The sequence below is a fragment of the Fictibacillus halophilus genome, from assembly GCF_042680145.1.
In the GTDB taxonomy this organism is placed as follows: domain Bacteria; phylum Bacillota; class Bacilli; order Bacillales; family Fictibacillaceae; genus Fictibacillus; species Fictibacillus halophilus_A.
Window position 1 is genome coordinate 3,179,731 of the sequence record NZ_JBHTNQ010000001.1, and the last position, 13,973, is coordinate 3,193,703.

Below are 13,973 nucleotides of genomic sequence, written 5' to 3' on the forward strand. Positions count from 1 at the left end.
GTTGTTTTGGAAAGTAGTTGATCTCCGTTTCAGGATGCTCGCTTTCCGCGGGGCGTGCGGTGAGCCCGCAGGAGTCTCGCACCTTCCACTCCAATCAACCTGGCAATGGAGCGTAAAATACCAAAAGCAACAATCTTTCAGAATAGAGCCTTTTAAAAAAATCAGGCAAAAGAAGCCTGATCTTTTTCTCTATTTCATTTTAATCTGCAGCAGAGACGTTTCACCTTTTGTTGCTTCTGAAGCAGCGCGCTTATCCAGAGATTCAACGGCATCTCCATTTGTGATGACAATCGGTGTCACCGTGCTTGCTGCTTTCTCTTTAATAAGATCTAAGTCAAAAGTCAGTAGTTTATCGCCTGCTTTTACTTTATCTCCAACATTGACGTGTCCTTCAAAGCCTTCACCGTTCATGTTCACCGTCTCAAGCCCCACATGGATTAAGATTTCAGCGCCAGATTCAGACTGAATACCAATCGCGTGTTTTGTGTGGAAAAACTGCACAATTTCTCCGTCAACAGGTGCTACGACTACACCTTCTGTTGGCTCTATCGCAATCCCGTCTCCCATCATTTTTTGAGAGAATGTTGGGTCTGGTACTTCTTCTATTGATACGATTTTACCCGTTAAAGGAGCAACAATCGTCTCTTCTTTTTTCACTTCTTTTTTTCCGAACAATTTATTAAACATATCACTTCACTCACCTTTCCGTCTGCTTATCTTATAATTTACACTTGTGGGAACGCTTTAAAACATTCGACTTTAAAAATAACGATATAAAAGAAGACCATAGAACAAGGAAAGCAATGTTTCGATGTTCTTCAGGTCTCTTGATTGTTAGTTCTCTCAGCAAACTTTACATATAAAAATAATGCAGCATTTGCATGAATGTCAATTAGAAAGGTTTCACTTTATTGATAAAGCGCGTTGGATAATAGACGGAATAAGTAGTCCGTATGGTCACGGAAGCCTGCTTCAAGCCCGATCAGTGTCACATCTTCATCTGTTTCTTCTACGATAACCGCTTGTCCTGCTGCAAGCTCATTATTTTTCCAATGTCCTGCTAGAAAGAAGTCTCCAGATTTAAAGGAAGCAACGACTTTAGCGTCACCAAGCTCTGTGAACCAAACCGGCTTGTAGACAAAACCTAGATCATTTTCTTTATAGCCTTTGCTTAGCTCGTCTTCACCGTATGCAACTTCCACGATTCCATTGCTGTCAGATCCGCCGGTATTTACTTTAACATCCGTCAGTCCAAGCATGTTGGATGCCTTTGCACCGCCTGCACCTACAGCGATAAATTTACCCCCGCCGTCTACAAAAGCTTGAACATTCTCTGCAAACTTGTCATACGCTTCTTTTGTTCCTACAACAAAAGGCTTGTTCGCTTCTCTAACTTTTTCATATTGAAGCATCATTTCTGTTCCGCTGTAAATAAACGCATCAAAGTTTAAAATGCCGTTTTCAGCCACCTCTTTTGGTGTTACTTCCGTCACAGAAAAACCAAGGCGTTCTAAGGCAAGCTTTGTGCCAGCATGTGTTTGTGCTTTATTAATACCGCCATCTTTTAAAACCGCAACCTCAATGGAAGAAATCTTTTCTTTTTCTGCCGGGATCGCTGCCGTTTCCACCTTTAATCCTGATTCTTTTACAAGAGATTTACTCTTTACTGGAATGTTCTCCAGATAAAAGTTGCCGTCTTCGCCTTTATAAATTGTCGCGTCAGCTTGAAGCAAGTCATTCACTAACTCTACCGCTTCCACTGAGCTGTTTTCAATCATATAAGGACCGTTTCCATTCAAAGAGCCATGGAAATCAGCGCTCTTTACTGGTGAGGTTTTAGCGTTTAATTCAGACTTCACTTCAACTGCTTCAAAGCCCCAAAGTTCTGGCAAGCTCCAAGCTGAAATGTCATACATTGCAGGTGTATCATTCGTGATGTCTTCACCGTTCCAAAGCATCGTGTTCGCAAGTCCTGCTTTAGCCTGATCCATCGGTACAACAAAAGTTCCTGCAGGGTAAGTTACTCCTTCTGCTGTGAAAGGCTTATTCGCTTTTTCAACAGAAATGTCGTTATCAAGGAGATGGTTGACCGCCTTCTCTGTAACTGTCGGGTCATTTTCATCTACAGGAAGCACATAAGCATTCGGGAAGAACCCTTCTTCATGGTAAGGGTGGTAAAAATTAATTCCGCGTTTAAAAATTTCAATCTGATCCGTAAGCATACCCTGTTTATTTTCTGTTGAAAACTTAAGAGCTCCCATTACCGCATCATTCGCCCATTTCACTCCATCCCACGTATTTGTCGGCGCTTCTAGTGTATAGCCATATGCCCCATGATACATGGCATACATAGGGGTAAAGATTGGCGGATAATCGTCCCAGCCAAAGCTATCATCACGCTGAGGAATGTATGTACCGCTCATATTTTGATAGGTTTCACTTTCATATTCTGCTTTATTTCCTACGATCTCAGCTTCCATCGCTTCCGCTTGATCTAACGCCCACTTTGAAAAAAGATCATACTCATAGTTAGGGTTATGCGGCGGTGTACAAGGCTCGATCAAGCCTGGCTTATTTTCCATCCAGTTTACGTACCCATGAAGATCTAAGAAGACCATCGGGTTCCATTCTGTAATTAGATCTACTGTTTGCTTTGTTTCAGGCTGAGATTGCGTAATGAAATCACGGTTCAAGTCGATTCCCTCACCGTTAAAACGAGTGCCGTCCACACGTCCATCAGGATTTGCAGAAACATTAAAGATTAATATATTGCTAGCTAGAATTTCTTTTGTTGTTTCATCGTTCTCAAACGCAAAACGTTCGATCAGCTGAAGAACAGCATCAGAGCCTATGTATTCTGTTCCATGAATGGAACCATTAATCATAACCGGCACTTTAAAATCTGAATTCTCCGCTACCCATTTCTGTGCTTTTTCAGGATTTTTGATCATTTGCTTGCGCAGTTTTTTATAATGACCATACTTTCCTTTGTCTTCAGGATTTGAAATGGTGATCGCATATAATGGATGTCCATCTGCTGAATGCCCTGTAACTTCTAACGATACACGTTCACTTTCCTTATCAATCTTCTTAAGTATTTCATCAAACTTAGAATACTTTACAAAATCATAATGCTCGGAGTTAAAAGGACTTCCATCTGCCTCTTCACTTACATTTACATTCTTCCAATGTTTCTGCGGTGCTTCCGCTGTAACTGTATAAGGTGTCGAAGCTAGTAAACTTACACTTAACACTCCGGCAAACCATTGCTTTTTCATTTATTTCTTTCTCCCCTTCCTTCAATTCGAAAGTAATTATACTAATTTATGCATATTTATTCAATTGTTGTTTATCCTCTTTTACACATTTGTTTCTAGACACCTTTATTCAATAACCACTCACCAAAAGCCTCCGCCAATTTGAATAATGTATAAAAATAAGAAAATACTCATAGTTCTTTAATCACAGAATCCGAAAATGTTATAATTCAGGTGGGTTCATTTTGAAGGGAGTTGAGTATCTTGAAACGAAGTACGCCTTGGTTTGACGTTTCACGCATAGCAGTTGGAACACATCTAGGTGAAATGAATGAAGCTGATTCAGCGTTATATCAGGAGTCTATTGAATTCGCTTTATGCAATGGCATAAACTTTATTGATACCGCATTAAACTACCGGGGAATGAGATCGGAAAGAGATGTTGGAGTTGTTTTATCTAAATTATTTAAGGAAGATAGAATGAATAGAGATGATATTGTTATTTCGACGAAAGCCGGTATCATCCCAGGAGATATCGATCTGCAGCTGCGCCCTGAAAACTACTTAAAAGAAAAACTAATTGCTCCCGGAATACTTCAAGAAAAAGACCTACAAATTATAGATAATCATAAACATGTGTTAAAGCCTTCCTATTATGAATTTGCCATTGAACAAAGTTTGAACCATTTGAATCTCGATACGATTGACATCCACTATATACATAACCCTGAAATCTCCAAACACGTACTGGGGGAAGAAAATTTTTATAAAGAATTAGAAAGGTTATTCAGGTTTTATGAAGACCAAGTCGAGCGTGGCACGATTCGTTTCTATGGGATGGCAGTCTGGACCGCATTCACTGAAAACCCTGGTGCTTCTGGTTACATTTCACTTGGAAAAGTGATAAATACCGCGAAGAAAGTAGCGGGTTCATCTCACCATTTCCGTTTTATCCAAACTCCTTTCAACTTTTATAATCAGAAGGTATTAACCGATCAAAATCAGCAAGTTCAAGGCAAATGGCGCACTTTATTCCAAGCAGCTGATGAACTAGAAGTATACGTAACCACGAGTGCACCGCTTGATTGCGGGAGATTAAAAAATGAACAAAATCTAAATGAACGGATTCGTTTTGTTCTGGATACTCCCACCATACTTTCTACGATGATTGGTATGCGTAGGTTAGAAACGGTAAAACGAAACATCTCTTTATTCAAAGAAGGCGCAGGCTCAAAATATTGAGCTTGCTCTTTCACTTTTACGGTACGTGTTCTTTTATTTGTTACACGTTCGCTCAAAAAATTTAGTTTAAGCTCAAAATGCTTTCCGTTTCGCTCAAGATTACCTAGCTACGCTCAAACTATGTCTACTTACGCTCAGAAGCCTTTATTTACGCTCAAAAGTAACTCAAAACCACTTCCCCCCTCCTATAATCACCCTATAATCCTCACTGGAAAAACTTTTATCCACTTTTTTAGATGAATAGCTTGTAAATGTAACCGTTTTATTTTACAATCCATTTATGCAAACGATTGCACCTACTTGCATATACAAATTTGTAAGCGATTAATAAATAATTTTTGCAATCTAATGAATGCGATTTCAAAAACGCAGCGAAAGATATATACTTAAAGGAGGAAATCGTTTTGAAACAACGTGGAAAACTCATTTCGTTTGATTTCTGGCAAAAGCTTGGTAAAGCACTGCTCGTAGTAGTAGCCGTTATGCCAGCTGCCGGTTTAATGATATCACTAGGTAAGGTTATTGCTATGTCAGGTGGCGACATCACTTTGGTGCAAACGATTGCCCGAGTAATGGAAGACATCGGATGGGCAATCATCACGAACCTGCACATATTATTTGCAGTAGCCATTGGTGGTTCTTGGGCTAAAGAAAGGGCTGGCGGTGCATTTGCAGCTGTCATCGCTTTTATCCTCATTAACCGTATTACTGGTGCTATCTTTGGTGTAAACAGTGCAATGATGCTTGAAGAAGGGGCTAAAGTAAAATCCCTTTTTGGCAGTGAACTGATCGTTGGAGATTACTTCACATCTGTTCTAGGAGCTCCTGCTCTTAACATGGGTGTTTTTATTGGTATCATATCCGGTTTCCTAGGTGCCGTTCTATTTAATAAGTATTACAACTACAACAAGCTTCCAAATGCTTTAGCATTCTTTAACGGAAAGCGTTTTGTGCCTTTTGCCGTTATTTTATGGTCTGTCATTACGGCACTGATTCTTGCATTGGTTTGGCCGTTTATCCAAGGTCTTTTGAATGACTTTGGTAAATGGATCGCAACATCACGAAATACTGCTCCAGTTATCGCACCGTTTGTTTTCGGTACACTTGAGCGCCTATTATTGCCATTTGGTCTTCATCACATGTTAACGGTGCCGATCAACTATACAGAGCTTGGCGGAACGTACCAAATCATGACTGGTTCTGGTGCAGGCTCTTCTGTAGCCGGACAAGATCCTCTATGGCTTGCATGGATCAATGACTTGAACAATTTCTTGCAAGCTGGAGATACAAAAGCGTACCAAGCACTATTAAACGATGTTGTACCTGCCCGCTTTAAAATGGGACAAGTTGTTCTTTCAACAGCTTCTCTAGTTGCAATCGCACTCGCGATGTACATGAACGTTGATAAAGACAAGCGCAAGAAGTACAAGTCTATGTTCTTATCTGCAGCACTTGCTGTATTTTTAACAGGTGTTACAGAACCAATTGAATTCATGTTCATGTTCGCTGCACCATTGCTATATGTTGTGTACGCGATTACAACAGGTCTTGCATTTGCAGTAGCTGACTTAATTCACGTGCGTGTTCATGCATTCGGTTTTATTGAGTTATTAACACGTACACCATTGCTTGTAAAAGCAGGGTTAACTCGAGACTTAATCAACTTTGCACTAACTTGTATCGTATTCTTTGGACTTAATTTCTCAATCTTTTATGTATTGATTAAAAAGTTCAACCTGCCTACTCCAGGCCGTGCAGGTAATTATATCGAAACAACTGAAGCTGAATCTGCTGCACCTGCTAAAAATGATGCAGCAACAGGATCAGACAACTCTCAAGCATCTGCAATCATCGGACTGTTAGGCGGAGCAGATAACATTGAAGACGTTGACGCATGTATGACTCGTCTTCGTGTAACGGTTAAAGACACTGCTGGTGTTGCAACGGAAAAAGAATGGAAAGATAACGGCGCACTTGGTCTCATTATCAAAGATAAAGGTGTTCAAGCGATTTACGGACCAAAAGCGGACGTATTGAAATCTGATATTCAAGATCGTTTGGGGATGTAATCAATGAAACTTCTTACGTTGAATGTCCATGGCTGGCAAGAAGAGAACCAGATGGAAAAGTTAAAGATGCTTGCTCGCGATATTGCGAGTGAGCATTATGATGTAATCGCGCTTCAGGAAGTCATGCAATCAATCGATTCCCCTGTTGTGAATGGCAACGTTAAACAAAATAATTATGCTTTGGTGTTAATTCAGCTGTTACAGGAACTTGGCGTTAACGATTATGATTTTGTTTGGGACATGGCTCACTATGGTTTTGAAACGTATGAAGAAGGTCTGGCCATTTTAAGCCGTCATCCGATCAAGTCAAACGATAGCTTTTTTGTTACAGAACTTCAGGACATGAATAACTGGAAAACAAGAAAAATCATTTCAGCTGTGATTTCTTATCAAGGAAGTGAACTTAACTTCTTCTCTGGCCACTTTGGCTGGTGGAACGATGAAACAGCACCGTTTAAAGAACAAATTGATGCTTTCTTTAAGCATGTACCAGAAAGCGGATTATCCTTCTTAATGGGCGATTTAAACAATGATGCTAACGTAAGAGATGAAGGGTTTGATTATGTAAAATCAAACGGCTTTTACGATACGTATGAATTGGCTAAAGAAAAAGATGATGGAATAACCATCAAAGGCGCAATCGCCGGCTGGAACCAAAACGGTAAAGAAGACGGAAGAAGAATCGATTATATTTTATGCAGCAAACCGGTTAATGTAAAAAGTTCTTGCGTTCGTTTTAACGGAAAAGAAACTCCGGTGGTTTCAGATCACGCTGGTGTAACAGTAACTTTAGAATTAGAAAACTAACAGACTATGGGGAGCCGTTTTTTCGGTATCCCCTGCCCTGTTGTTAAGAGATGATGGAGGTAACATTATGGAAAAAGTTTGGTGGAAAGAAGCCGTTGGCTATCAAATTTACCCTCGCAGCTTCCAAGATTCAAATGGAGATGGAATCGGTGATTTAAAAGGAATCATCCAGCGCTTGGATTACATTAAAGATTTAGGGATTGATGTCATCTGGATCTGTCCGATGTACAAATCTCCTAATGATGATAATGGGTATGACATCTCAGACTATCAGGACATTATGGAAGACTTCGGAACAATGGAAGATTTTGATGCGCTTTTAAACGAAGTGCATAAGCGTGATATGAAGCTGATCATTGACCTCGTTCTTAACCATACAAGTGATGAGCATCAATGGTTCATCGAGTCCCGCTCATCAAAGGATAATCCGAAGCGTGATTGGTACATTTGGAGAGACGGCAAAGACGGTAAAGAGCCAAACAACTGGGAAAGTATTTTCTCAGGTTCTGCTTGGGAATATGACGAAAAAACAGACCAATATTACCTTCATGTTTTCTCAACAAAACAGCCTGACGTGAACTGGGAAAATCCTGAAGTTCGTGAAGCTCTTTACGATACAGTAAACTGGTGGCTTGATAAAGGAATCGATGGTTTCCGAATCGATGCGATCAGCCATATTAAGAAACGCGAAGGCTTCCCCGATATGCCGAATCCGAAGAACGAAAAGTATGTATCTTCGTTCGATATGCATATGAACCAAAAAGGCATCCATACGTTCCTTCAAGAATTCAAAGACCGCACATACGCGAACTACGATGTAATGACAGTTGGTGAAGCAAACGGAGTAAAAATCGATGAAGCAGACCTTTGGGTTGGTAAAGAACAAGGAAAGATGGACATGATCTTCCAATTCGAACACCTTGGTCTTTGGGATGCTGAAACGAATCCGGAGCTTGATATTGTGGAGTTGAAGAAAGTGCTGACGCGCTGGCAGAAAGGTCTTGAAAAAGAAGGCTGGAACGCTCTATTCATTGAGAACCATGATAAGCCTCGTGTCGTTTCCACTTGGGGCAACGACGAAGAATTTTGGTATCAAAGTGCAACAAGCATGGGTGCGATGTACTTCCTTATGCAAGGAACACCGTTTATCTATCAAGGCCAGGAAATCGGGATGACGAACGTTCAGTTTGATTCAATTGACGATTATGATGATGTAGCGGTTAAAAACATGTACCGTATTAAACGTGAGGAAGGTGTTTCACACGAGGACATCATGGCCGTAATCTGGGCATCTTCCCGTGATAACAGCCGTACACCAATGCAATGGAACAGCGCTGAAAATGCTGGATTTACAAACGGAACACCTTGGATGAAAGTAAATCCTAACTATACAGAGATTAACGTAGAAAAACAGGAACAAGACAAAAATTCGATCCTGAACTTCTACAAAAAGATGATCTCACTAAAGAAAGAGAACGAGATCTTTACGTATGGAACGTATGATTTATTGCTCGAAGACGACAAGCAAATCTACGCATACACACGCACTTTAGGTGAAGAACAAGTAGTTGTCATTACAAACCTTTCTAAAGTGGAAGCAGAGTTTGAAACAGAGCTTTCATTAAACTCCGAAAATCTGCTTCTGGCAAATGAAGAAGTCGCAGCACATGGCGATGTGACTAGTATTTCACTAAATCCTTATGAAGCTCGCGTTTACCGAGTGAAGGCTTAATATAAAGAAAGCGTGCTTTCCGAATGCGGAGAGCACGCTTTTTTTACAGGGGCAGCCGTTTTTCAAAACGAATAAACGAATATAAACGCATAAGTACAATAAATACACAAACAACCGTTAATTCCCAAGTAACATCCTTAAACAATGGAATCCACGCTAATATAAAAGCAACAAGTGCTGTGAAATTTCCCGAAAACCCGTTTATCGGCTGGTTACCTACGAAAAGAGCAGCCCCTTTTAACGAATTCTCATAACAGGATCTATGATAGGGCCGAACTTTAAAAAATGCCCAAACAGTTATTAAATCATCCCTTGTCTTAATCGGCATCAAACAGCTCTCGCAATGCATTTCTTTTTTCAAAAATAATCCCCTCAATCTTACTCTATATTTCTAGTTAGGCATTTCTAAAAGATTATTGCTTATGAACTTTTTGTTGAGAAAGCTTCTTTGCTAGTTGATTGGAGTGGAAGGTGCGAGACTCCTCGAAAATGAAAATCACATTTTCTTCGTGCGATGTACCGCTGTCGAAGCCTTCCTTGTCCTGCGGGACGAGTGGGACAGGTGAGACTTCTGAAGGCGCAAAGCGCCAGGAGGCTCACCGCCCGCCCCGCGGAAAGCGAGCAACCTGGAACGGAAATCAACTTCTTCCAAGAACAGCAACTTTGTCTACGAAAACAACCTCTAGTTATTACGCTCTTTGAAGCTGATAGGTCTCATTGCAATACGTGATGACATACCCAACAAACCGCTTCATATCCTCTTTCCGGACTTCTTTGGAATGATAGTAAGATTCGGATTGCGGATTTGTTTTTATTCTAAGTCCCTCCAGCAAAATCGGATGATACCTTGCAGGTAATAACGACCTTGCTTTACCAACAGCTTCTTTCTTGCTAAAAATTTTTCGATATTCCAGCGATAATAAAATTCTGCATAACGTAATGATACCAAATTCAATCCAGTCGTCATAAAAGAAACACATGTCACGATCTAATTTTTCATTCCAATATGTATTTACATTATAGTTCAAAGTCTTTTGGACATCTTCCCACTTAATATCTAAATTTAGAGAAGAAATAGGTTCACCGTAAACGACGACACCTTTATTTTGAAGTGTCCACCAAGTTATGTAGTTTAAATCATAGTGTCCTTTGTGAAGTTTGCCATCAGCAAAAAACGGATATTCCTCTATTTCTCGATATACCTTTCCTGCTTGATCAATTGTGACATAGCAGCCATCCATCTTAGAACCAAAAGGATGTGCATTACTTCTTAAATGAACAAGTTTCAATAACTCCTCTGTCTTCTTTCCAATCCGCCCTTTAATCACCGTAACGAAATCAATATCACTCGTGTCTGGATCAAAGGTATCAAGTGCTAACGAACCGTACAAATAAACGCCATGGACACGTTCAGCAGGCAGAACTTCTAATAAGAGTTCCTTGTAAAATTCTAAAAACTCTCGAATATTTTCCTGTAAATTTTTCAACATCTTTCCCCCCTGCATTCATTATAAATGAGTTTTACAGTTAATTGGAAAAAGAAAAAGCACCCAAATTAATGGATGCTTTTCGGAGTTCCTTTTGGAGAATTCATTTCTCGATCTGATGCTTCGCCTTTTTGATAAGATATATGGTCAGGATCCAGACCATGTCCAAGCGATTGATATAAATTGCCTGGTGCAGGATCTACGAATTGATGCTGATTGAAGTATACACGCGGCGTTTTCCATAACGTCACTAATGCTTTCCAATGCGGCATTTCGTGATAGCGTTCTGGCCACATTTCTTTAATATGCTTTTTAACGAGCGGATAATATTTTGGACTCATACCCGGGAACAAATGATGTTCCGTATGATAAGAGAAATTAAAATGAAGCACGTCCACCCATTTCGGAACGGTAACGGTTAAGCTGTTTGCCAGCGGATCGTTCACGTCAGTCATTGGATTAAGACGATGGTTTGTTGAAATATAGCTCATTACAATCGCATTCGCAATTAATAGCGGAAGCAATACCGCAAATAACCATTTAACAGGGCCAAGCCATACTAAGAGTCCTAGCCACGTTGCCCAAGGCAGTAATAGCTGAAGCCACACAGACGGACGTTTGCTTGGTTTAAATTCCTTAATAAAGCGCTTGAACATGAAAAGTCCATGCGTTGTAAATGAAATCGATAGAAAAGCAAAACTTACAATGGAACGCATCCACATTGGAAGCTTGTACACTTTTTGTAAGAGTGGCTTATGTGACAAGTTTTCTAATGTCGGCCACGCATCAGGGTCTTCCCCGTCTTCTTGTGTATGAACATGATGTGTTGTGTTATGCCATTTACGCCAAAGCTTTGGTCCAACACTTAACGGCCAGAATGCCACCGCTCCTAAAAAGTCACGAAGCCAAGGCTTGCGAATTACAGTTCCGTGCAAGATTTCATGTCCTAAAAAGCCCATCCCTGCGAAACATGTACCCAAAATTATGGCAATACCAATTCCTAACCAAGGATGCAGATTATTTAATAAACCGATAACCAAAATACCGGCGATTGCAATCAATAAGTAGACAAGTCCTCCCCATAACCGTGATGGTACCGGTTTGAAAGCCTCTTTCGGCAGCTTGGGAGCGATTTTTGCTGCATACCAGCCAAACGATTGTAGATCTTTCATTTGCTCAACTCCTCTAAATCTGACTCTTTTGAATTCATGTACTTCATCATCGTAACAAGGTTTATTTTATGAAGCAACTATTTTTATTACCAGGTAATAATAGTTGGTATTATATACCCACAAAAAAACGGGCCCCCCTGAAGGATTACCCGTTTTTGTAAAAAATATTACTTTTTTACATCATTTTCTCTTTAAAAATTCATTAAAAATAATTCTATAAATATTCGAGTTTCAGAGCTTTTAATCTCTGATCCGTCTCTCGTTCGATCATCTGAAGCATTCTGCGATCCTTTTGTGCCACAAACGTTACAGCTAATCCTTTTCCGCCAGCACGTCCGGTTCTGCCGATTCTATGAATGTAGCTTTCCGTATCAAGGGCGATATCATAGTTAAAAACATGTGTAACACCTTCTACGTCCAAACCGCGAGCTGCTACGTCTGTTGCCACAAGAAACTGAATCTCTCCTTCTCGGAAACGTTTCATGACATCTTCTCTTTTCGCTTGTGAAAGGTCGCCATGAAGTTCATCAGCGTTATACCCCATATTTTGCAGCGCCTCATTTAATTTACTTACCCTCCGCTTTGTCCTGCAAAATATAATAGCCAAATAAGGACGCAATAATCGGATGGTTTGAACGAGATCGTTCTGCTTTCCTCGATCCGTCGTTTCAACAATACGCTGCCGGATTTCCTTCAGCGTAATCTGTTTCGTTTTAATGTGAATATCCAACGGATTTTTTGTGTAGGTCTGAGCGAGCTTCTTCACTTCATCTGGCATCGTTGCTGAAAAAAGCAAGGTCTGGCGAGATTCTGGTACTTGTTCCATGATGTCTTCAATGTCTGTTAAGAAACCGATATGCAGCATCTGATCGGCTTCATCAAGCACAAATGTTGAGACTTCAGATAAATCGATCGTTTCACGGCGAATATGATCAAGCAGTCTGCCAGGCGTCCCTACTACAAGATGCACCTTCCCTTCCAGCTTGTGCATCTGTGCGATAACATCCTGTCCACCATAAACGGCAAGGACGTTAATCTCATTTAAAGGCTCAGTAAGTTTTCTAACTTCCGCTGTAATCTGGATGGCAAGCTCTCTTGTCGGAGCTACAATCAAACATTGAATGTATGAATTCTCACTATCTATTTTTTGAAGTATCGGCAGCACAAAGGCAAGAGTTTTCCCCGTTCCTGTCTGTGCCTGCCCAACAACATCTTTTCCATCTAAAATAATGGGGATCGTCTCTTTTTGAATCGGTGTCGGTTCCCCTATTCCGTTCTGTAATAAAACATCTACAAGAGCATCTGATATGCCTAATTCTTTAAAGCTCATTATTTTTTCCCCAATTCTTTTACTTTCGCTGTACAGCTGTCCATTGCAGCTAATATTGCCCCTCGGAAGCGTTCTTGTTCCAGCGTCGAAACCGCTGCGATCGTTGCCCCGCCTGGTGATGTCACTTGATCCTTTAACTCGCCAGGGTGCTTTCCTGTCTCAAGAACCATTTGTGCTGCTCCCAGGACGGCTTGAGCGGCTAAACGATAGGACTGATCACGCGAGAGACCCTGCCTTACCCCGCCATCTGCCATCGCTTCAATCATCATATAAACATACGCAGGCGAAGAACCGCTGATCGCCGGGATCGCATCCATTTGCGATTCGGCAATAATCTCTACTTTTCCAAAGCTGCTTAATAATTTTTCGGCTGATACCAGATCTTCATCTGTAATTTCACTGTTCACCGAAACAGCGGTCATACCCGCTCCTACAAGGGAAGGCGTATTCGGCATCGTACGTACCACTTTTACCTTTTTACCGCACGCGTTCTCTACATCTGACGTCGTAATACCAGCTGCAACGGTAATTATAATCACATCAGGTTTGATGTATTCTTTTATTTCTTCTATCACTTCAAAATAAGTATAAGGAGCAACCGCTAGGAACAAAACATCTGCGAATGCCGCTACATCACGGTTAACCGCTGATACTTCTATTCCAAATTGTTCAGCTGCAAGCGTTCTTGATTTCTCCGTACGCATGCTCGCCATAATCTGATCCGCTTGGACTAATCCAGAATGAATCATGCCGCCTGCCATCGCCTGTGCCATTTTTCCAAAACCAATGAAACCTATTTTTTTATTCAATGCGCCTACACTTCTTTCTATCTAAACTTTTAAGAGGGAAATGTTCACTTATACAGAATACCTTTATC

General features: G+C 40.7%; 11 protein-coding genes. 4 read left to right on the forward strand and 7 right to left on the reverse strand.

What is annotated here, in order from left to right:
• Window positions 1–189: 189 nt before the first annotated feature.
• Both ACFQ4X_RS16050 and ACFQ4X_RS16055 read right to left on the reverse strand, forming a co-directional pair.
• Window positions 190–687: a PTS sugar transporter subunit IIA gene (locus ACFQ4X_RS16050; protein ID WP_379836813.1), complete on the reverse strand. Its 498-nt coding sequence runs from the start codon at window positions 685–687 to the stop codon at window positions 190–192.
• A gap of 221 nt (window positions 688–908) precedes the next feature.
• Entirely contained in the window at window positions 909–3,278 is a 2,370-nt protein-coding gene (locus ACFQ4X_RS16055) for a M14 family zinc carboxypeptidase (RefSeq protein ID WP_379836815.1), read from the reverse strand.
• 243 nt (window positions 3,279–3,521) lie between these two features.
• On the opposite strand from ACFQ4X_RS16055, the gene ACFQ4X_RS16060 reads away from it, so the two are divergent.
• The 4 genes from ACFQ4X_RS16060 (at window position 3,522) to ACFQ4X_RS16075 (ending at window position 9,107) form a co-directional block, all read left to right on the forward strand.
• A complete protein-coding gene (locus tag ACFQ4X_RS16060; RefSeq protein WP_379836817.1) occupies window positions 3,522–4,499 on the forward strand; it encodes an aldo/keto reductase in 978 nt (325 codons plus the stop codon).
• 404 nt (window positions 4,500–4,903) lie between these two features.
• Entirely contained in the window at window positions 4,904–6,568 is a 1,665-nt protein-coding gene (locus tag ACFQ4X_RS16065; RefSeq protein ID WP_379836819.1) for a PTS transporter subunit IIBC, read from the forward strand.
• A gap of 3 nt (window positions 6,569–6,571) precedes the next feature.
• The gene (locus tag ACFQ4X_RS16070) at window positions 6,572–7,375 is read left to right on the forward strand and encodes an endonuclease/exonuclease/phosphatase family protein (RefSeq protein ID WP_379836821.1); all 804 of its coding nucleotides are present in this window, start codon (window positions 6,572–6,574) and stop codon (window positions 7,373–7,375) included.
• A 67-nt stretch (window positions 7,376–7,442) separates the two neighbouring features.
• Window positions 7,443–9,107 (forward strand): glycoside hydrolase family 13 protein, encoded by a 1,665-nt coding sequence (locus tag ACFQ4X_RS16075; protein ID WP_379836823.1) that lies wholly within the window; start codon window positions 7,443–7,445, stop codon window positions 9,105–9,107.
• Window positions 9,108–9,150: 43 nt separating this feature from the next.
• On the opposite strand, the gene ACFQ4X_RS16080 is transcribed toward ACFQ4X_RS16075, so the two are convergent.
• From ACFQ4X_RS16080 to proC, 5 genes are all read right to left on the reverse strand, one after another.
• Window positions 9,151–9,468, reverse strand: coding sequence for a hypothetical protein (locus ACFQ4X_RS16080; RefSeq protein WP_379836825.1), 318 nt, complete (start codon window positions 9,466–9,468; stop codon window positions 9,151–9,153).
• A 328-nt stretch (window positions 9,469–9,796) separates the two neighbouring features.
• Window positions 9,797–10,597: an aminoglycoside adenylyltransferase domain-containing protein gene (locus ACFQ4X_RS16085; protein WP_379836827.1), complete on the reverse strand. Its 801-nt coding sequence runs from the start codon at window positions 10,595–10,597 to the stop codon at window positions 9,797–9,799.
• A gap of 65 nt (window positions 10,598–10,662) precedes the next feature.
• Entirely contained in the window at window positions 10,663–11,766 is a 1,104-nt protein-coding gene (locus ACFQ4X_RS16090) for a fatty acid desaturase family protein (RefSeq protein ID WP_379836829.1), read from the reverse strand.
• Window positions 11,767–11,980: 214 nt separating this feature from the next.
• Window positions 11,981–13,096 carry a DEAD/DEAH box helicase gene (locus tag ACFQ4X_RS16095; protein ID WP_379836831.1) on the reverse strand — a complete coding sequence of 372 codons (1,116 nt, stop codon included), beginning with the start codon at window positions 13,094–13,096 and terminating at the stop codon, window positions 11,981–11,983.
• Window positions 13,096–13,905 (reverse strand): pyrroline-5-carboxylate reductase, encoded by an 810-nt coding sequence (gene proC / locus ACFQ4X_RS16100; protein WP_379836833.1) that lies wholly within the window; start codon window positions 13,903–13,905, stop codon window positions 13,096–13,098. Before proC ends, ACFQ4X_RS16095 begins: the two co-directional genes overlap by 1 nt.
• Window positions 13,906–13,973 lie beyond the last annotated feature (68 nt).